At 69.5% G+C, this 19,368-nt stretch carries 13 protein-coding genes and 4 tRNA genes; 10 read left to right on the top strand and 7 right to left on the bottom strand.

Annotation, left to right across the window (positions count from 1 at the left end; all coding sequences use genetic code 11):
- Nucleotides 1-89: 89 nt before the first annotated feature.
- Nucleotides 90-971: an esterase/lipase family protein gene (locus ACIRG5_RS36910; protein WP_402913762.1), complete on the bottom strand. Its 882-nt coding sequence runs from the start codon at nt 969-971 to the stop codon at nt 90-92.
- A gap of 233 nt (nt 972-1,204) precedes the next feature.
- Between ACIRG5_RS36910 and ACIRG5_RS36905 the strand changes: the two genes are divergently transcribed.
- From ACIRG5_RS36905 to purH, 7 genes are all read left to right on the top strand, one after another.
- Nucleotides 1,205-2,884 carry a hypothetical protein gene (locus ACIRG5_RS36905; protein ID WP_402913759.1) on the top strand — a complete coding sequence of 560 codons (1,680 nt, stop codon included), beginning with the start codon at nt 1,205-1,207 and terminating at the stop codon, nt 2,882-2,884.
- Between the two features lie 230 nt (nt 2,885-3,114).
- Complete coding sequence (gene sucC / locus ACIRG5_RS36900) at nt 3,115-4,281, top strand: ADP-forming succinate--CoA ligase subunit beta (RefSeq protein ID WP_402913756.1); 1,167 nt, start codon at nt 3,115-3,117, stop codon at nt 4,279-4,281.
- Between the two features lie 5 nt (nt 4,282-4,286).
- On the top strand, nt 4,287-5,174 hold the full coding sequence (gene sucD / locus ACIRG5_RS36895; protein WP_402913753.1) for a succinate--CoA ligase subunit alpha: 888 nt from the start codon (nt 4,287-4,289) through the stop codon (nt 5,172-5,174).
- A gap of 243 nt (nt 5,175-5,417) precedes the next feature.
- Entirely contained in the window at nt 5,418-6,134 is a 717-nt protein-coding gene (locus ACIRG5_RS36890) for a DUF5336 domain-containing protein (protein ID WP_402913751.1), read from the top strand.
- 118 nt (nt 6,135-6,252) lie between these two features.
- A complete protein-coding gene (locus tag ACIRG5_RS36885) occupies nt 6,253-7,767 on the top strand; it encodes a DUF6350 family protein (protein WP_402913748.1) in 1,515 nt (504 codons plus the stop codon).
- 45 nt (nt 7,768-7,812) lie between these two features.
- Entirely contained in the window at nt 7,813-8,430 is a 618-nt protein-coding gene (gene purN / locus ACIRG5_RS36880) for a phosphoribosylglycinamide formyltransferase (RefSeq protein ID WP_319975188.1), read from the top strand.
- On the top strand, nt 8,427-9,998 hold the full coding sequence (gene purH / locus ACIRG5_RS36875; protein ID WP_402913745.1) for a bifunctional phosphoribosylaminoimidazolecarboxamide formyltransferase/IMP cyclohydrolase: 1,572 nt from the start codon (nt 8,427-8,429) through the stop codon (nt 9,996-9,998). The genes purN and purH overlap by 4 nt, the downstream gene beginning before the upstream one ends.
- A gap of 50 nt (nt 9,999-10,048) precedes the next feature.
- On the opposite strand, the gene ACIRG5_RS36870 is transcribed toward purH, so the two are convergent.
- Entirely contained in the window at nt 10,049-10,768 is a 720-nt protein-coding gene (locus tag ACIRG5_RS36870) for a hypothetical protein (RefSeq protein WP_402913742.1), read from the bottom strand.
- A 224-nt stretch (nt 10,769-10,992) separates the two neighbouring features.
- Here ACIRG5_RS36870 and ACIRG5_RS36865 point away from each other — a divergent pair, with 224 nt between their 5' ends.
- Genes ACIRG5_RS36865 through ACIRG5_RS36855 form a run of 3 tightly spaced genes read left to right on the top strand, consistent with a single transcriptional unit; the run spans nt 10,993 to nt 16,634 of the window.
- Nucleotides 10,993-11,787 (top strand): hypothetical protein, encoded by a 795-nt coding sequence (locus ACIRG5_RS36865; RefSeq protein WP_402913740.1) that lies wholly within the window; start codon nt 10,993-10,995, stop codon nt 11,785-11,787.
- On the top strand, nt 11,784-13,286 hold the full coding sequence (locus ACIRG5_RS36860; RefSeq protein ID WP_402913737.1) for a DNA polymerase Y family protein: 1,503 nt from the start codon (nt 11,784-11,786) through the stop codon (nt 13,284-13,286). Before ACIRG5_RS36865 ends, ACIRG5_RS36860 begins: the two co-directional genes overlap by 4 nt.
- Nucleotides 13,287-13,346: 60 nt before the next feature.
- Nucleotides 13,347-16,634, top strand: coding sequence for an error-prone DNA polymerase (locus ACIRG5_RS36855; protein WP_402913734.1), 3,288 nt, complete (start codon nt 13,347-13,349; stop codon nt 16,632-16,634).
- A 2-nt stretch (nt 16,635-16,636) separates the two neighbouring features.
- On the opposite strand, the gene ACIRG5_RS36850 is transcribed toward ACIRG5_RS36855, so the two are convergent.
- From ACIRG5_RS36850 to ACIRG5_RS36830, 5 genes are all read right to left on the bottom strand, one after another.
- Nucleotides 16,637-16,708, bottom strand: a tRNA-Asn gene (locus tag ACIRG5_RS36850).
- Nucleotides 16,709-16,718: 10 nt separating this feature from the next.
- Nucleotides 16,719-16,807 (bottom strand) — tRNA-Ser (locus tag ACIRG5_RS36845).
- An 8-nt stretch (nt 16,808-16,815) separates the two neighbouring features.
- A tRNA-Ser gene (locus ACIRG5_RS36840) sits at nt 16,816-16,900 on the bottom strand.
- 116 nt (nt 16,901-17,016) lie between these two features.
- Nucleotides 17,017-17,088, bottom strand: a tRNA-Arg gene (locus ACIRG5_RS36835).
- Nucleotides 17,089-17,374: 286 nt separating this feature from the next.
- Nucleotides 17,375-19,315, bottom strand: a complete 1,941-nt coding sequence (locus tag ACIRG5_RS36830) for a PIG-L family deacetylase (RefSeq protein WP_402913732.1) — start codon at nt 19,313-19,315, stop codon at nt 17,375-17,377.
- Nucleotides 19,316-19,368: the final 53 nt, after the last annotated feature.

Below are 19,368 nucleotides of genomic sequence, written 5' to 3'. Positions count from 1 at the left end.
CCGGGGGAAGGTAACGGCTGGGAGCCTCAGAGGGCAAACCCCAGTTCGTTATGTCCTCCCAATGGGCGGCGACCAGCGGGTTTCAACTGTCAACTGTGACTGTCGGTCATGCCGGGCGCTCGACACGCCTCACCGCCAGCGGCGATGGGGTGAGTTGACAAGTCATCCGATCGGGTGATGGCCGTCACAACTACGTGAAGAGTCCTCGTGTCAACCGGCAAAGAAAGGTGACCTGAATCACGTATCTGGTGCTCTTCGACGTGCAACGACGAGTGCTCCAGTCGGGCGTTGCGCTGAGGCACGATGATCTGATCCATCTCCGACCAGACCACGACGAAGCGCGTGCGGCACGGCCGGCACGGTTCGGCGAGCTCCTCGAGCAACTCGGAGCCCGGTCGCAGTTGCTTGGTCAGCGGAGTCGGCAGCAGATAGGCGGCGAGCGTGCCGCTGTGCGGCGTTCCCAGTGTTACGAGTGTGCGAACGCGTGCGTCGCCGTGCAGCCGTTGCACGTAGTACCGAGCAATGAGCCCGCCCAGCGAATGGCCGACGACGTGCACCTGATCGGATCCGGTCTGTTCACAGATCCGCTCGATGTGGGCGCCGAGCAACGCGGCCGAACGGCGGACGTCTCCGGTCAACGCGGTCAGCACGCTGTAGTTGATGGCGTGAACCACCCCGAAGCCCCGCCTTCGCAGCGCCCCCGACAGCACCGCGAAGGCGGAACGGTTGTCCCCGATGCCATGCACCAACACGATCGGGGTGCCCGCCGCGTCCATCGCCGAAACCATCAGCCCGCGCTGGCGCGGGGGCAGGCCGTCGGTGCGGTAGTGCCGGTACTGGCCGTCTGTGCGCAGCTGTTCGGTGATCGCGCCCCACGGGTAGAGCACCGCGTGGGCGGTCAGCCAGGCCGCTTCCATCGCGACCCCGCGCACTCCGCCCGGCGTGGCCATCGCCCGCAGCGCGACCTTCACCTCTTCCGCGACATCACGAACCGTGTGCACGCCCCAGCCGGCACGGTCGAGGGCCGCGTCCGTCAGACGCGTGATCCACGACCGGCCGCTCTCGCTCACATGAGCGACGGTAAGTGATGAAGTCACGGGCTAGGAGTACCCGGCGGACGTTTTCCACATGCGAACGAAATTCGTCTTGATACGCCCAGGAGGCCACACGCGGTCACACATCGGTCTTGCTAGGTTCGCCCGCGATGACTCGCACCGAGCTCGAGAACCAGACCCCGGCGGCCGCGAGGCTGCGCACGTCGTGGGCACTCGCCGCGGCAGGCTCCCTTCTACTGGCGGCCGGTCCGCTGCTCGGCGTGGTCGACGGCGCGGATCCCGCCTTCACGTCGTGGCCGCTGCTCGCCCTGCTGGCGCTGTTGCCGCCGGTCGTCGCGGGTGTCCTGCTGATGCGCGGCCGCCCGTTCGTGGCGGCCGGACTGATCGCCGCGGTCGGTGTCTTCGCGGTCGGACGCCTGCTGAGCGACTTCCAGATCGTTCTCGACGCGATGAAGGTGGCGCGGCCGGAGCTGTTCCGGCCGACGACCCTCGTCGCGGTCGTCCCGTCGGCGGGGGTCTGGCTGCTGATCGCCGGGCACCTGCTGGTGATCGCGGGCGGCGCCCTCGCGGCCGGTCGCGCCGGCATGCCCGCGGACGAGTCGGAGCCCCCGACCCTGGTGGCCATGCCGGTGATCATCGCCGCGTGGGCCGCGATCGGGTTGCTGGGCAAGCCGTTCATCTCGACGGACCCGTTCCAGCTGGACCGCGGGCCGTGGGACCTGCCGGTGCTCGGCCTGACCGGCGGTCTGCTGATCGCACTGGCCGCGCCGCTCGCCACCGCGCTCGCGGCCAGCTCGCCCGACCCGGACACCCGCCAGGGCGGGACGATCGGTGTGACGCTCGCGTTGCTGGCCGTCGTGCTGCCGCCGCTGGTGGCGGGCACCGTCGCGGCCGGGCTGAGCATCAGCGTGGGGTCGATGATCGCGCTGGTCGCCGCTCTCGTGCTGCCCATCACGCCCCTTTACGGCCGGACGGCGCGACTGTTGCGCGGCAAGCGCGACGAGACGCGCGACCCGGCACTGCCCTCTCTTCAGCGCATGCACCTGGCCGCAGGTGTCTTCGCCGTCCTCTCGGCCGCCGCGATGCTCATCGGCGCGTTGCTTCCGCAGCTCGTCCTCCCCACGGGCGGTGTCGCACCCGACCTGGCGTCCGTGAACCTGCTCTGGGTGGCCGGACTCGCGTTCGCCGGGCTGGGACTTCTCCTGGTGCTGCCGTCCACGGCCGCCGTGGTGCGCCCGGCACTGGTGGGCGGTTACTTCGCCATGCAGTTCGCCGCGGCGGGCGCGACCGAACCCGTGCTGGCGGCGAGCCAGCTGGGCGTCGCGCAGCCCGGCGCGGGCTTCTGGCTGATGACCGTCGAGATCCCGCTCGGCCTGCTGGCACTGGCCTGCGCGGGCCTCGCGGGCGCGATCGAGCGGGAGAACGCGGGCGAGACCAAGAAGGAGCAGGTGCCGGTGACCGAGCTGGGCGCCGTGCTGCTCGCCGGGCTCTTCGCGGCAGGCGCCTTCGCGCTGCCGACCCTGCGTGGCGACAGGTACACGTCACCGACCCTGGTCCCGGACAACGACCCGACGGTCTCCGCGGTCCTGCTGATCTCCCTCATCGTGCTGATCATGAGCCTCGTGCTCGCGCTCCGGTCGAAGCCCGCTCGTGGCGCGGCCACGCTCGTGGGCATCGCGCTGCTGCTCGGCGTGCGGGCGCTCGAACTGCCGCTGACCGGCGGCCGCGTCGAGGGCGCGGTGGCGGCGCCCGGCACGTGGCTGGCGCTGGCGTCGATCGCGGCGCTGCTGATCGCGGCCGGGTTGATGGGGACTCGCGCGACCCGCTGAAACGTGTCGCAAAAGACTCACGAACGTCTCGAGCGCCTGCTTTTTCCTCATAACGCGCGCGCACGCGTGATCGACCTCACCGCCGTTGAGACCGACCTCACCGGTGGTGGCGTGCGAGCGGTACCTGCAGCTCGATAGTGTCTGGGCCCAGCCGCGTCAAGTGGGTTCGCACGGCCCCTTGAGGACCACCCAGGCGCGGTGTTCCGACACCGACGTCGCAGGAGACCCGAGTGGACCTGTACGAGTACCAGGCGAAGGATCTCTTCGCCGCCCACGGCGTCCCGGTTCTGCCGGGCGATGTGGCAACCAACCCAGCTGACGCCAAGGCCATCGCCGCGAAGTTCGGCCAGGCCGTTGTCGTCAAGGCCCAGGTCAAGACCGGCGGCCGCGGCAAGGCCGGTGGTGTGAAGCTCGCTTCCACCCCCGAGGAGACCGAGGAGAAGGCGACCGCCATTCTCGGCCTCGACATCAAGGGGCACATCGTTCACCGCGTTCTGGTGACGCCCGCCTCCGACATCGCGGAGGAGTACTACTTCTCCTTCCTGCTCGACCGTGCCAACCGCACCTTCCTCGCCATGGCGAGTGTTGAGGGCGGCATGGACATCGAGGAGGTCGCCGCGACCAAGCCCGAGGCCCTCGCGAAGATCGCCATCGACGCCATCAAGGGCGTCGACGTGGCCAAGGCCACGGAGATCGCCGACGCGGCGAACTTCCCGGCCGAGGTCAAGGACCAGGTCGTCGACACCATCGTGAAGCTCTGGGAGACCTTCGTCTCCGAGGACGCCACGCTCGTCGAGGTCAACCCGCTGGTCCGCGACCCGCAGGGCAAGATCGTCGCGCTCGACGGCAAGGTCACGCTCGACGAGAACGCCGGCTTCCGCCACCCGGCGCACGCCGAGCTGGTCGACAAGCAGGCTGAGAACCCCCTCGAGGCGAAGGCCAAGGAGAAGGGCCTCAACTACGTCAAGCTCGACGGCGAGGTCGGCATCATCGGAAACGGTGCCGGTCTGGTCATGTCGACGCTGGACGTCGTCGCGTACGCCGGTGAGCAGTACGGCGTGAAGCCCGCGAACTTCCTCGACATCGGTGGCGGCGCGTCCGCCGAGGTCATGGCCAACGGCCTGGACGTCATCCTCGGCGACGAGGCCGTCCGCTCCGTGTTCGTGAACGTCTTCGGTGGCATCACCGCGTGCGACGCCGTCGCCAACGGCATCGTGAAGGCGCTGGAGATCCTCGGCGACTCGGCCACCAAGCCGCTCGTCGTCCGCCTGGACGGCAACAACGTGGAGGAGGGCCGCGCGATTCTCGCCGAGGCCAACCACCCGCTGGTAACCGTTGTCGACACGATGGACAACGCGGCCGCCAAGGCCGCCGAGCTCGCGGCTGCGGGGGTCTGACCAAGATGGCTATCTTCCTCAACGAGACCAGCAAGGTCATCGTCCAGGGCATGACCGGTGCCGAGGGCACCAAGCACACCAAGCGCATGCTCGCGTCCGGCACGAACATCGTCGGTGGCGTGAACCCGCGCAAGGCGGGCGAGAAGGTCGACTTCGACGGCACCGTCCTCCCGGTCTTCGGCACCGTCAAGGAGGCCATGGAGGCCACCGGCGCGAACGTGACCGTGATCTTCGTCCCGCCGGCCTTCTCGAAGGCCGCCGTGGTCGAGGCGATCGACGCCGAGATCGAGCTGGCCGTCGTCATCACCGAGGGCATCCCGGTGCACGACACCGCCTACTTCTGGGCGCACGCCGTCGCGACGGGCCACAAGACCCGCATCATCGGCCCGAACTGCCCCGGCATCATCAGCCCCGGCAAGTCGAACGCCGGCATCATCCCCGCGAACATCGCGGGCAGCGGCAAGATCGGCCTGGTGTCGAAGTCGGGCACGCTGACCTACCAGATGATGCACGAGCTGCGGGACTTCGGTTTCTCCACCGCGATCGGCATCGGTGGCGACCCGATCATCGGCACCACGCACATCGACGCCCTCGAGGCGTTCGAGGCGGACCCCGAGACCACCGCGATCGTGATGATCGGTGAGATCGGTGGCGACGCCGAGGAGCGCGCCGCGGCGTACATCAAGGAGAACGTGACCAAGCCGGTCGTCGGCTACGTCGCGGGCTTCACCGCTCCCGAGGGCAAGACCATGGGCCACGCCGGCGCCATCGTCTCGGGCTCGGCGGGCACCGCGCAGGCGAAGAAGGAGGCCCTCGAGGCCGCCGGCGTCAAGGTCGGCAAGACGCCGTCCGAGACGGCTGACCTGATGCGCGAGATCATGCAGGGTCTCTGAGTTGCTGAGTCTCTGATCTCATACACGCAGTACAACGCGAGGGCCGGGTTCCGAGTAGTTTCGGAGTCCGGCCCTCGCCGTGTAGTGGCGAAAAGTGAACACGGTGCCGGGTTCCGGCTACTTTCGGAGTCCGGCTCTCGCTCGTATGGCGGAACCGGCATGATCGGTCCATCGTCTTAGTAGCGGGTGCAGAGCACTGCTAGCGTCATTCGACGCACCCTGGTTTGAGGAGGAGACCTCGACATGTCCGTGCCTTACGGCGCACCCCAACAGCAGCCGCCGGGTCCGGCACAGCACCAGGCTCCGCCGCCGGCCCACGGGGCCCCCGGCGCCAACAACATCAACCTGGCCCTGATCCTCCCGCTGGTCGCGGCGGGTCTCGGCCTCGTCGCCTACCTCGTCGCGTTCGCGGACGACGTCAGCGGCAACGTGACGTACCTGGTGGCCGCGGGCATGCTCGCCGGCCTCTCGGTGCTGCCCAGCATCCCGAAGGGCTTCGTCCCGGTCGCCGCGGTCCTCGCGGCCGTCCAGACGCTGCTCCAGCTGCAGGGCATCATCAAGTCGCCGTCCGTGCAGGGCCTCGACATCGTGCTGCTCATCGTCGCGCTGCTCGAGACGGCCGCGGTCGTGCTCGCGTTCCTGCTCGCCGAGGGCATCGTGAAGTTCGAGCCGAAGCCCCCGAACCCGTACGCGGGTCAGCAGCAGGGCCAGCCGGGCGGCTGGAACCCGCAGTCCGGCGCGTTCCCGCAGCAGGGTCAGCACCCGCAGCACGGCGCGCCCCAGCAGGCCCCGCAGCAGCAGGCGCCTCAGCAGTTCGGTCAGCAGCAGCAGTTCGGTCAGCAGCCGCAGCAGCCCGCCCAGCCGGGTCAGCCGCCGCAGCAGACCAGCTTCATGCCGCAGCCGGGCCAGTTCGGCTCGCCGGGCACGCCGCCCGGCGGCTTCGGCGGACCGCAGCAGTAAGGTCCGCACACCGTTCGACCTCAGGGGTGGTGCCGGTTCTCCGGCGCCACCCCTGTCGTATGACCCGGCGTGCCTGCCCCGAATGGCTCAGGCGGCCTGACACAGTGGAGAAGTGCCCGTGCTGCAACGCGATGTGACCCGCGAGGTCAACACCGTGCGCCCACCGGAGTTCTCGCGGTCCGAACGCACGCGTGTGCTCATCGCCTCCGCGGTCGGATCGGTGGTCGTCGGATATGCCGCGGTCGCCGCGGTCCTCGCGCTGGTCTCCGCGACGGCCACGTACGCCGAGTTCTCCACGTCAGGCGTGCTCAGCGCCGCCGCGCCCGCCTGGCTGGCGGCGCACCACGTGCCGCTGCGCTTCGACTCCGGCCAGCTCGGCGTGCTGCCGCTGCTGCCAACGGCGTTGCTGATGCTGCTGGTCGCCCGCACCGCCGCGGGTGCCGCCGACCGTCTCGGACTGTACGAACCGCTGCAGGCGCGCGGTGTCGTGCTCAGCATCGCCGGATCGCACGCGGTCGTCGGCGGCACGATCGCGCTGGTCATGGGCGAGGGCGTCGTGCGCGCCACACCGGCTGTCGCGTTCTTCGGTTGCGCGGCCGTGTCCGGTCTCGCCGCGACGATCGGCGTGGCCCGCCGTTGTGGCCTGGTCGAGGTGGTGTTCGACAAGCTCGACCCGGTGGCGCTGCACGGTCTGCGCTCCGGCTTCATGGCGTTGTTCGCGCTGGTCAGCATGGGTGCGTTGGCGGTGGCCGCCGGTCTCGCGGCGTCCTGGCCGACGACCAGCGGGCTCTTCGCGGAGGCCGGTCCGTCGTTCGGTGTGGGCCTCGGCGTGTTCCTGCTGTGCCTCGGCTACCTGCCGAACGCGATCATCGCGGGCTTCTCGTACGTCGTGGGCGCCGGGTTCTCACTGGGTGGGGTCGAGGTCGCGCCGACGCGGTTCGTCGGCGGTCCGGTGCCCCCGGTTCCGCTGCTGGCGGCCATGCCGGAGAGCGCGTTCGCGTGGAGTCCCGCCGTGCTGGCCGGCGGCGCGGTGATCGGCGTGTTCGTCGGCTGGACCTGCCGCAAGGTGTCCGACCGGCCGACCTCGCGGCTGCGCGCGGTGCTGGTGGCGGCGATCACGGCGGGCGTGGGCAGCCTGGTGCTCGCCGCGACGGCCGGTGGACGGCTGGCCGGCGGCGCGTTCGACCCCGTGACGGTGCCCGCGGGCCTGCTCGCGCTGCTCGTGGTGCTGTGGGTGCTGGTGCCGGGCGCCCTGGTGGCCTGGCTCGCGGGGAACCGCAAGAAGACCGCGGTGGCGGACGACGCCGAGTTCGTCGAGCCGGACTACGACGAGGACGGGGAGGCCGTCGACCCGGACGTCGTGTTCGAGGACGACGAGCTCACCGAACAGTTCGAACAGCTCGAAGTCGTGGACGAAGACGAGTTCGAGGTCGAGGAGGACCTCGAGGACGACGACTACTACGACGAGGACGAGTACGACGAGGAAGAGCCAGAAGACGCCGAAGACGTTGAGGACGAACAGGAAGACGACGCGGACGAGGACCTCGAAGAGGAAGAGGACCTTGATGCGGAGTTCGACGAAATGCTCGGCATGCCCTCCGAGGAGGACCTGGACGGCAAGCCGGGACGGTGACGTCCTAGGCTGCTCCTGAGCTGCTGCAACGACCAGGAGTAGACGCTGAGCACCGAACTTCGGCTTCCCACACCGGCGCGCGTCGTCGTACTCGTCTCCGGTTCCGGAACCCTCATGCAGGCCCTGCTGGACGCGGACCTCCCGATCGAGGTGGTCGCGGTCGGCGCCGACCGCGAGAACATCGAGGGCCTCAAGCGCGCCGAACGCGCCGGGGTGCCCCACTTCGCCGTGAAGCTGCGCGACCACGCCGACCGCACGGCCTGGGACGCCGCCCTGACCGGGGCCGTCGCGTCGTACGAGCCCGACCTGGTCGTGTCCGCCGGCTTCATGAAGATCATCGGTGAGCAGTTCCTCGCCCGCTTCGGCGGCCGCATGATCAACACCCACCCCGCGCTGCTGCCGGCCTTCCCCGGCGCGCACGGCGTGCGCGACGCCCTGGCCTACGGCGTGCACGTCACCGGATCGACGGTGCACCTGGTCGACGCGGGCGTCGACACGGGGCCGATCCTCGCGCAGGAGGCCGTTGTCGTCGAACCCGGCGACACCGAGGAGACCCTGCACGAACGCATCAAGGTCGTCGAACGCCGGCTGCTCGTCGAGACAGTCGGCCGGCTCGCCCGTGAGGGCTGCACCGTGAACGGACGAAAGGTGAGCATTCCGTGAGCACTCCTGCCGAGAGGCGACCGGTCCGCCGGGCCCTGATCGGGGTCTCCGACAAGGCCGGCCTGCTGGAACTGGCCACCGGCCTGCACGCGGCCGGAGTCGAGATCGTGTCCACCGGCGGCACCGCGAAGGTGCTGGCCGACGCGGGCGTCCCCGTGACGCCGGTCGAGCAGGTCACCGGGTTCCCCGAGTGCCTCGACGGCCGCGTGAAGACGCTGCACCCGCGCGTGCACGCCGGTCTGCTGGCCGACCTGCGCAAGGACTCGCACGTCCAGCAGTTGCGCGAGATGGACATCGCGCCGTTCGACCTGCTGGTCGTGAACCTGTACCCGTTCACGCAGACCGTCGCGTCGGGTGCTTCCCCGGACGACTGCGTCGAGCAGATCGACATCGGCGGTCCCGCGATGGTCCGCGCGTCGGCGAAGAACCACGCCAACGTCGCGGTCGTCGTCGACCCGGCGCGCTACGACTGGGTGCTGGAGAACGTCCGCGAGGGCGGCTTCACCCTGGCCGACCGGCAGCGCCTGGCCGCCGACGCGTTCCGCCACACCGCTTCCTACGACGTCGCCGTGGCTTCGTGGATGGGCAACGCGCTGGCTCCGGACGACGAGGGCAGCGGCTTCCCCGGCTGGGTCGGCGCGACCTGGAACCGGTCGAACGTGCTGCGCTACGGCGAGAACCCGCACCAGAGCGCCGCGATCTACACGCAGGGCGACGGCCGCGTGGGCCTGGCGTCGGCGAAGCAGTTGCACGGCAAGGAGATGTCGTACAACAACTACCTCGACGGTGACGCCGCGTGGCGTGCCGCGTGGGACCACGAGCTGCCGTGCGTCGCGATCATCAAGCACGCCAACCCGTGCGGCATCGCGGTGTCCGAGCTGAGCATCGCGGACGCGCACCGCAAGGCGCACGAGTGCGACCCGGTCAGCGCGTTCGGTGGCATCATCGCGGCGAACCGCGAGGTCACCGTGGAGATGGCCGAGTTCGTCTCGGAGATCTTCACCGAGGTCGTCATCGCTCCGTCCTATGCGGACGGTGCGGTGGAGGTGTTGCAGCGCAAGAAGAACGTGCGCATCCTCGTGGCCGAGGCGCCTGCTCGCGGTGGCGCCGAGATGCGTCCGGTGTCCGGGGGCCTGCTCCTGCAGCAGCGCGACGCCATCGACGCGTCCGGTGACTCGCCGGCGAACTGGACCCTGGCGGCAGGCAAGCCCGCGGACGAGAAGACGCTGGCGGACCTCGAGTTCGCGTGGCGTGCCATCCGCGCGGTGAAGTCGAACGCGATCCTGCTGGCGGACAACGGCGCCACCGTCGGCGTCGGCATGGGCCAGGTCAACCGGGTCGACTCGTCGCACCTCGCGGTGAAGCGCGCCGGTGAGCGGGCCAAGGGCGCGGTCGGCGCGTCCGACGCGTTCTTCCCGTTCTCGGACGGTCTCGAGGTGCTGCTGGAAGCCGGCGTGCGCGCGGTCGTGCAGCCCGGTGGTTCGGTGCGCGACTCCGAGGTCATCGCCAAGGCCGAGGAAGCGGGCATCACGCTGTACCTCACGGGCACGCGCCACTTCGCCCACTAGATCTGCCGGCAGAAGGGCCGCTTCCCGTTGGGGGAGCGGCCCTTTCGCTTTCAGATCTTCGCGACCATCTCCTCGGCGACGGCCTTCGCGGCCGCTTCGAGCTCTGCGGGGTCGGGCTTCGTGTTGGCGAACAGGCCCGCGTCCCAGCCCGAGTGGTCGACCTTGACGATCAGTTCGCCCTTGCGCACGATGACCGACATCTCGGTGAACGCCGACTTCGTCTCCATCAGGATCACCACGGCCTCGTCGCCGAGACCCTTGATCGGTTTCTGCAGCGGCCTGCCCTGGGTGGTGCCCATGTACATCGAGATGGACCGGCTGAAGGCGGACTCCGCCTCCTCGCGCTCGTTGGTGACGGAGACGTCGGTGGTGCGGTGGCCCGCGCCGTCGGTGCCCTTGGTCTGGTTCCACGAGCAGGTCGTGCGGACGCCCTTCGACAGCTTCGTCTCACGTGACATGAGCCCGTTGGGGTTCGTCGTGTGCGCCTTGGCCAGCGCGGCCTCGGACACGTTCCCGCACAGCGCGGGCAGCTTGTCTGCGCGCTTGGGGCTGCCGCCGTCCTCGTTGACGTTGAGGTGGATCACGAGCGCGGTGATGGCGCCCGCGAGCACCAGCACGCCGACGAGGATGCCGACGACCAGCGGCGCCTTGCTCTTCCCGGGTGGCGGCTGCGGAGGGCCCCAGCCCGGTTGCGGTTGGTAGCCCTGCTGTGGCCAGTTCTGCGGCGGTCCTGGCTGCTGGTGCCAGCCGTGCGGAGGTGGTTGGTTCACGATTTCCCCAGTTCCCGGCGGTGATCGGGCCACCGTAGAGGAGCTTCCGGACCCGTGTGACCGTGTCCACCAAAAGGGTGACGCTCTGGGATTGACACAGGGGTGCGTCCACACGCTACGATCATCTCGTTCGTTCGAACAAGCGTTCGAATAAGCAAGTCGCCGAACTTCCCTCGGCGGTCGTGCACAGGGGTGCGCACGGTCCGTGAAGGGAGGTGGGTGGAGTGTCCAGGTCGGCAACGGCGTCGTTGGCCGCGCTCGGGGTGAACCCGGCCAGCGAGTTGACCAGCACCACCACCGACCACACCACGGGGCGGGTTCTGCCGGTTCGCGGGGAACTGGCGGGCCTGCTCCCGTGGGGCGGCTTGCGGCGTGGCAGCACGGTGTCGGTGGGCGGATCGACATCGTTGCTGCTCGCCCTGCTGGCAGGCGCGACCGCGGACGGCTGCTGGGCCGCCGTGGTCGGTCTGCCCCAGGTGGGAGTGCTGGCCGCGGCCGAACTGGGCGTCGCGGTGCAACGCCTGGCACTGGTCCCACGTCCTGGCTCCGATCCGGGCCCGGTCATCGCGGCCCTGCTGGACGGCATCGACCTGGTGGCCGTCGCCTGCCCGCTCCCTCCCTCACTGGCCCGCCGCCTGACGGCCCGTGCCCGTCAACGCCGCTCCGTGCTCATCGCCTACGGCCCCTGGCCCTCGGCCGACGTGGAACTGACCGCGGAGTCTGTGAGCTGGAACCCGTTGCGCGACGGCGCGGAAACGTTGCGGCGCCAGGAGATCACCGTGCGCCGCGGTGGCCGCGGTTCGGCAGGACGCGCGAAGAACGTGCTGCTGACCTTCGGCGCGGAAGAAATCGAGCTCCCGCTGGTGGCCGGCGAACCGGCCCGCTCCGACGAGCCGGCTGATGCCGGTCCGGGCCGGGCCGACGAGCTGGCCGCCAGGCGGGTGGACAGTGCCGTCACCAGGCGGACGGAGGCAGTGGAACGCCTGGTCAGGCTCGCGCAAAAGGGTCCGTCGGCGTGAAGGACACACGGCTGCTCGCCGTCTGGTGCCCCGACTGGCCCGTCATCGCCGCCTGCACCGCCACCGGCACCGCCCCGCACGTGCCGGTGGCGGTGGTCGACGGCAACGAGATCGTGTCCACCTCGGCGGTGGCGCGGGCCGAGGGCATCCGGAGGACGATGCGCAAGCGCGCGGCCGAGGCGATGTGTCCTGAGCTGATCACCTTCGAGCACGATCCGCAGCGCGACGCGAGGTTCTTCGAGCCGGTCGCGGAGGCCGTCGAGGAGCTCGCGCCCGGCATCGAGGTCGTGCTGCCCGGGCTGGTCGCGGTGCCGGCGCAGGGGCCGGTCGGCTACTTCGGGTCCGAGGAGCAGGCGGCCGAACGGATTGTCGACCACGTCGCGGCCCGCACCGGGACCGAGGCCCAGGTGGGCATGGCCGACAGCCTGTTCGCGGCCATGAAAGCCGCGCACCGCAACGTGATCGTGCCGCCGGACCGGACGCCGGAGTTCCTCAGGCCGTTGGGCGTGCACGAGCTTGATGCTCCAGATTTGGTCGACCTGCTCAGAAGGCTCGGGCTGAAGACGCTCGGCGCGTTCGCGGACGTGCCGGAGAACGCGGTGGCGTCGAGGTTCGGCGGCCCGGCGACCCGGCAGCACCGGCTGGCGCGCGGGTTGCCGGAACGCCCGCTCGACAAGCGCAGGCCCGCGCCGGAACTGGCGGTCACCGAGACCTTCGACGACCCGGTCGAGCGCATCGACGCGGCCGCGTTCGCCGCGAAGATCCTGTCGGAACGGCTGCACGAGAACCTCGCGGCCAGAAGTCTCGCGTGCACGCGGCTCGGCATCCACGCCCGCACCGAGAACGACGAGGAGCTGCACCGGGTGTGGCGGGCCGCGGAACCGTTGACACCACGGGGAATCGCGGACCGGGTGCGCTGGCAGCTCGACGGGTGGCTCACCCGCGAACGCCTCACCTCCGGCATCCGCACGCTCACCCTCGAACCGGTCGAGGTCGTCAACGGCACCGCGCTCCAGCTCGGGTTGTGGGGCCACGACGACGAACGCGCGGTGCGGGCGTTGCTGCACGTCCAGGGCCTGCTCGGCCCGGACGGCGTGCTCACCGGGGTCATCGACGGCGGCAGGGGACCGAAGGAGCAGGTCAGGCTCGTGCCGTGGGGTGACGAACGAGTGCCCGCGAAGAACCCCGGCCACCCGTGGCCCGGCCGGCTGACCAGGGCGCCCGCGACGCTCGCCGACGACCCCGCGGACCTGAAGGACGAGGCGGGCGGCGAGGTCGGTGTGACCGGCCGCCTCGAACTCACCGCGCAACCGAGAAGCCTGACGGTCAAAGGAAAGAGGCGGGAGATCACCGCGTGGGCCGGGCCGTGGCCGGTCGACGAACGGTGGTGGGCGCCGGACCCGCACCGGGCCGCGCGCATCCAGGTGCAGACGAACGACCAGGCGTTCCTGCTGATCCGCAGGGACCAGAGGTGGTTTCTGGAAGGGGTGTACGACTGATGTACGACGAGTACTGGGATCTGCTGGAGACCCTGATCCCGTTGCCGCGGAAGGTTCCTGATGGGCTGGAATAACCCGCCGGTCCGCTGGAGAGAGCTGGAGCGGGCTCTCTCCGGCAAGCCCTACGAACAGAAACCCGACGGCGGCGACGGTCCGGGGTGGGGAAGACACCGCGACCGGTACGCCGCCCCGCCGGGGTTCGAGCTGCACGCGGACGAGCTCGCGGTCACCCGCAAGCGCGTGCCGTACGCGGAACTGCACTGCCACTCCAACTTCAGCTGGCTCGACGGCGCGAGCCACCCCGAGGAACTGGTCGAGGAGGCGCAACGGCTCAAGCTCGACGCCATCGCGATCACCGACCACGACGGCATGTACGGCGTGGTCCGCTTCGCCGAGGCCGCCAAGGAACTCGGCATGCACACGGTGTTCGGCGCCGAGCTGAGCATCGGACTGAGCAGGCCCGCCAACGGTGAACCGGATCCCGAGGGCGACCACCTGCTTCTCCTCGCCCGCAAACAGGACGGCTACCACGGGCTGTGCCGCACGCTCACCACCGGCCACCTCGACGACAACGCCGAGAAGGGCAAACCCGTCTACGACATCGACCAGATCGTGGCCGACACCAAGGGCGATGTCGTGGTCCTCACGGGCTGCCGCAAGGGAACCGTCCGCCGCGCGCTGGTGAGAGAGGGCCCGGAGGCGGCGTTCGAGGAGATCGTCAGGCTCACCGACCTGTTCGGCAGGGGCCGCGTCTACGTCGAGCTGACCGACCACGGCCTTCCCGAGGACAGCAGGCGCAACGACATCCTCAACGCGATGGCGCAGAAGCTGCAACTCCCTGTCGTGGCAACGAATGCGGTGCATTACGCGACCCCGAGCCGTGGCAGGCTCGCCGCCGCGATGGCCGCCGTGCGCGCGCGAAGCAGCCTCGACGACATGGCCGGCTGGCTGCCGCCGTCACCCGCCGCGTTCCTGCGCAGCGGCGAGGAGATGTTCCACCGGTTCCGTCGTTTTCCCGGCGCCGTGCACAACGCCGCGTTGCTCGGCATGCAGCTGGCCTTCGACCTGCGGCTGGTCGCGCCGAAGCTGCCGCCGTTCGACGTGCCGGACGGCCACACCGAGATCAGCTGGCTGCGCCACCTCACCTACGAGGGCGCGCGCCGGCGGTACTCCGACAGCGACGAGAAGGCGTTCCGGCAGATCGAGCACGAGCTGAGGATCATCGAACAGCTCGGCTTCCCCGGTTACTTCCTCGTCGTGCACGACATCGTGGACTTCTGCAAGCGCAACGACATCCTCTGCCAGGGCAGGGGCAGCGCGGCGAACTCCGCGGTGTGCTTCGCGCTCGGCATCACCAACGTCGACGCGGTCCGCTTCGACCTGCTCTTCGAACGGTTCCTCGCGCCCGCCCGCGACGGCCCTCCCGACATCGACGTCGACATCGAGTCCGACCGGCGCGAGGAGGTCATCCAGCACGTCTACGCCAAGTACGACCGCAGGCACGCGGCTCAGGTCGCCAACGTCATCACCTACCGCGCCCGATCCGCGGTGCGCGACATGGCCCGCGCGCTCGGTCACTCGCCGGGCCAGCAGGACGCGTGGAGCAAGCAGATAGACAGGTGGGGTCCGCTCGGCACCACCACCGACGACTGCGACATCCCGCGTGACGTGCTGGAACTGTCCGCGCAGCTGGAGAACTTCCCGCGCCACCTCGGCATCCACTCCGGCGGCATGGTGATCTGCGACCGCGCCGTCAGCGAGGTGTGCCCGGTGGAGAAGGCGCGCATGGACAAGCGCACGGTCCTGCAGTGGGACAAGGACGACTGCGCGTCCATCGGCCTGGTGAAGTTCGACCTGCTCGGCCTCGGCATGCTCTCCGCGCTGCACTACGCCATCGACCTCGTCCGCGACCACGAAGGCGTCGACGTCGACATGGGGCGCATCGATCTCAACGACCAGCGCGTCTACGAGATGTTGCAGAAGGCCGACTCGGTCGGCGTCTTCCAGGTGGAGAGCCGCGCGCAGATGGCGACGCTGCCGCGCCTGAAGCCGCGCGAGTTCTACGACCTGGTCGTCGAGGTCGCGCTGATCAGACCCGGCCCGATCCAGGGCGGCTCGGTGCACCCGTACATCCGGCGCCGCAACGAGGTCGAGAAGTGGGACTACGACCACCCGTTGCTGGAGAACGCGCTGAAGAAGACCTACGGCGTCCCGTTGTTCCAGGAACAGCTCATGCAGATCGCGGTGGACGTGGCCGGCTTCACCGCCGCCGAGGCCGACGAACTGCGCCGCGCGATGGGCGCCAAGCGCTCGACCGCCCGGATGGAACGTCTGCGCGACCGCTTCTACGAGGGCTGTGCCGCTCAGGGCATCGACCAGGAACTGGCCGGCCGCATCTACGCGAAGCTCCTGGCGTTCGCCAACTTCGGCTTCCCCGAGTCGCACGCCCTGTCGTTCGCACACCTGGTGTTCGTGAGCGCTTGGTTCAAGCTCTACTACCCGGCGGCGTTCTGCGCGGCCCTGCTCAGGGCCCAGCCGATGGGCTTCTACTCGCCGCAGTCGCTGGTGATCGACGCCCGCCGGCACGGCGTGACGGTGCACGGCCCGTGCGTGAACCGGTCGCTTCCCTGGGCCGGTCTGGAACCGTTCGAGGGCAAGAACTCCGTCCGCATCGGGTTGTCCGCCGTCCGCGGCATCGGCGACGCAGATGCCGAGCGAATCGTTGCCGCACAACCGTTCCGCGACATGGAGGACTTCGGCACCCGCGTGCAGCTCACAGCGGCTCAGGTGGAAGCCCTCGCCACCGCAGGCGCCTTCTCCTGCTTCGGCCTGGAACGCCGCGAGGCTCTCTGGGCGGCCGGCGCGGTGGCCGCCATCAGGTCCGATCGCCTGCCCGGCACCGTGGTCGGCGTCGACGCGCCCGCGTTGCCCGGCATGGACGACGTCGAACTGGCGGTGGCGGACGTCTGGGCCACGGGCCTGTCCCCGGACAGCTTCCCGACCCAGTTCGTGCGGTCCACATTGGACTCGATGGGCGCACTGCCGGTGACCGCCCTCGCATCCGTCGAACCCGGCACCCGCGTGCTGATCGGCGGCGCGGTGACGCACCGGCAACGCCCGGCGACGGCGGGCGGGGTCACGTTCCTCAACATCGAGGACGAGACGGGCATGGTGAACGTCGTGTGCTCGCCGGGTCTGTGGGCGCGGTACCGGCGGGTGGCGCGCGGCAGCGGCGCGATGCTCGTGCGGGGCGTGGTCGAGTCGGCGGAGGGCGTGGTCAGCGTGCTGGCGGACCGGTTGCAGCACCTGGACCTGCGGATCCCGTCGAAGTCACGGGACTTCCGCTGAAGTTCCCCTGCCAGGATTCGAACCTGGTCCTCCCGCGTAACAGTCGGGCGTGCTGCCATCAGCACTTCAGAGGACACGGTGGAGCGGAGGATGCAGGATTCGAACCTGCGCAGCGCTCGCGCGCTGACCACTGTTTTCGAGACAGCTGCCTTACCGGGCTCGGCCAATCCTCCCGAGGACGCGGAGGGCGCGCGGATCGAACGCGCGCCAGACGTTGCTGGACCACGGATCAGCAATCCGGTGCCTTACCACTCGGCCAGCCCTCCTTTGCCCTGCGTTACCGGTGCGCCAGAAGGCGCCTTTCCGTCGGATGCCCGCGAGTCGAACGCGGTGTGTCCTCATCCCAAATGAGGTGGGTTGCCGTCTCCCTCGCACCCGTGAGTACCCCTGCCAGGAGTCGAACCTGAATCTCGGCGTTCGTAGCGCCGCACTCTGTCCGTTGAGCTACAAGGGTGTATTTAAATGCACGGCAAACAAAGAGAGCCGCCCTGATCGGTTTCCCGATGGGCGGCTCCCCGTGTGACCTGAAGCTTGGCCACTACAAGGAGCTCACCTGCGAAAACGGTCGCGAGGAGCTGGGGAGCCGCGATGAGCGCACGCAGGCGACGACGCTGCTGGAGCGTCCGCGTCGCATGTCCTGGCTCGTCATGACTGTCCCTTTCGGCTTGGTGTGTGGCACAAGTATTGCGGCGGGCGATGTCCGCCGTCAATCATTTTTTCGAACGAATTCAATTGTTGAACTAGTTACCGGCGACCTGCCAGCCTCCGAACGGGTTCGTGGGGCCGGCCGCGCTCTGCTTGCGTTCGTAGAGCTTCGCGTCCGCGCCGACGACCAGCACCCGCACGAAACCCGAAGCGTCGCGCACGGCGGCAGGGCCGACCTCCGCGTATCCGCCGAGGTCCTCCCAAGGGCTGAACGTGTTGCCGCTGGTCTGTCGCGCCACGCTGATGCCGTAGCTGTCGTTGCGCGCGAACACCAGCACGCGCGCGGCAGAGCCACCGCCGGATGTCACGGCCGCGACCGGACCGACACCGCCCTGTCCGCCGAGGTGGGCGAGCGCGCCGAACGTGCCGTTGCTCGAGCCTTCGGCGACTGTGCCGACGGCACCGTCCGAGTGCTCGCGCACGAGCAGGCGCACCTTGTTGCCGTCCATCGCGACACCGGGTGCGTGCGTGCACTCGACGGACCCGATCGACTTGTACGTGGCCGACCCGCCCTGGTTCTGCTGCCAGTGGTTGACCTGACCGTTGGCATCGCCGAACAGGTGCATCCGGCCGGTCGACGAGGTGAACCCGACGGGCGGCGACACGATCATGGCGGTGTTGCCGGTCAGCGCCACCCAACCGCTGAACGACCCGTCGCCGTTCTGCCAGGCGTTGCTCACGCCGTTGGCCTGGTTGATCGCGAACAGTTCGAGGCCGCCGTCGCCGTTGAGCACGAGGCCGGGCGTGCCGAACGCGGGCGTGGCGCCGTCCGGGTTGCCGACGTCGGTCCAGGTGCCGAACCCGCCGCCGGGCGAGGTCTGGCCGGTGATCAGGATCGAACCGGTGTCCAGGTCCAGGACGGCGATGTGCACGAGGCCCGACCCGTTGAGCGCGACGGCGACACCCGGTGCGAACGTGCCGGCGCGCAGGATCTGCGGTCCGGCCCAGGCGCCGTTGACGGACTGGCGCCACCACATGATCGAGTCACCGGCGGCGACGAACGCGTGCAGCGTGCCCGTGCCGTCGACGATCGCCCACGGCGCGGCGACGGGCCACCGGTGGTAGTTGCGGAACACGTGCTCGTCGAAGGCGGGGCCGGTGACCGGGTCGTGCTCGGCGTACGCCTGGTAGGCCTCGGACTTCGGCCCGCGCAACGCGTCCGGCACGTTGGCGGGAGACGCGGCGATGTTGTAGCAGCGGTAGCGGGTCAACAGCACGTACCCGCGCTCGTTGGTGCCTTCGTATGCCTTGACGGCCTTCGTCGCGAACTTGGCCGCGTGGATGTGATCGGTGTGCTCGCCGCTCTCGTTCGGAAAGTCGTAGTTCGGTTCTGGGTCCTGGATGCGGATCACCGTCGGCTGGTACTCGTCGAGCAACGCGAGCAGGACGTTGTTCACGTCCGCCTGGTTGTACCACTGGGACGCCTGGACAGGTCCGCCCGTCGGGATGATCGTCGGGGCGGCGAAGTTCGGGTCGTTCCAGAGCCTCTGCAGAGCCAAGGTGTGGTCGGGGAAGTTCGGGTCGTCGTCGCCACCGTCCGGCAGGCTCAGGTAGACCAGTTGGACGTTCGGTGCGCCCACGAGGGTGTCGACCTCGAGGAACATGGTCGCGACCTGCTTGGATTCGCGGTTCCAGTTGTTCGGCTTGCCCGCGAGTTTCGCGTAGGCGGAGCGCTGGCCTTCCCGCACGCTCGCGGCCAGTTCTTCGCGAGTCATGTCCCCGAACCCCTGGTTCTGGTCCGCGGTCAGGACGATCGTCCGCACCGGAAGTCCGGACAGGACGGACGGCTGGATGTCCGGGTTGAGGAACAACAGGTCGTCGTCGGTGTGCGCGACGATGTTGACGAAACTGCCCTGGCTGGGCAGGGCGCTGGTGCCTGGTGCCGCGGCGAACGCGATGCCGGTGTGGGCGATCGTGGTCGCGGCGGCGGCAGAGGCACCTGCGACGAGCACGGTGCGTCGGCTGATGCAGGTCATCGAGAATCCCCCAGATTCTGTCCAATGCAACAAACCACAGGACGCGCGGTTCC

The sequence above is a fragment of the Lentzea sp. NPDC102401 genome (genome assembly GCF_044765805.1).
Taxonomy (GTDB): Bacteria; Actinomycetota; Actinomycetes; order Mycobacteriales; family Pseudonocardiaceae; genus Lentzea; species Lentzea sokolovensis.
Note: the sequence above shows the minus strand (reverse complement) of the source record. Positions and strands in the feature narration are given on the sequence as shown.

Excerpts from the sequence above, each read along its gene's own strand:
- ACIRG5_RS36890 (WP_402913751.1), top strand. The coding sequence starts at position 5,418 with ATGTCCGTGCCTTACGGCGCACCCCAACAGCAGCCGCCGGGTCCGGCA.
- sucD (WP_402913753.1), top strand. The coding sequence starts at position 4,287 with ATGGCTATCTTCCTCAACGAGACCAGCAAGGTCATCGTCCAGGGCATG.
- ACIRG5_RS36855 (WP_402913734.1), top strand. The coding sequence starts at position 13,347 with ATGGGCTGGAATAACCCGCCGGTCCGCTGGAGAGAGCTGGAGCGGGCT.
- ACIRG5_RS36905 (WP_402913759.1), top strand. The coding sequence starts at position 1,205 with ATGACTCGCACCGAGCTCGAGAACCAGACCCCGGCGGCCGCGAGGCTG.
- ACIRG5_RS36830 (WP_402913732.1), bottom strand. The coding sequence starts at position 19,315 with ATGACCTGCATCAGCCGACGCACCGTGCTCGTCGCAGGTGCCTCTGCC.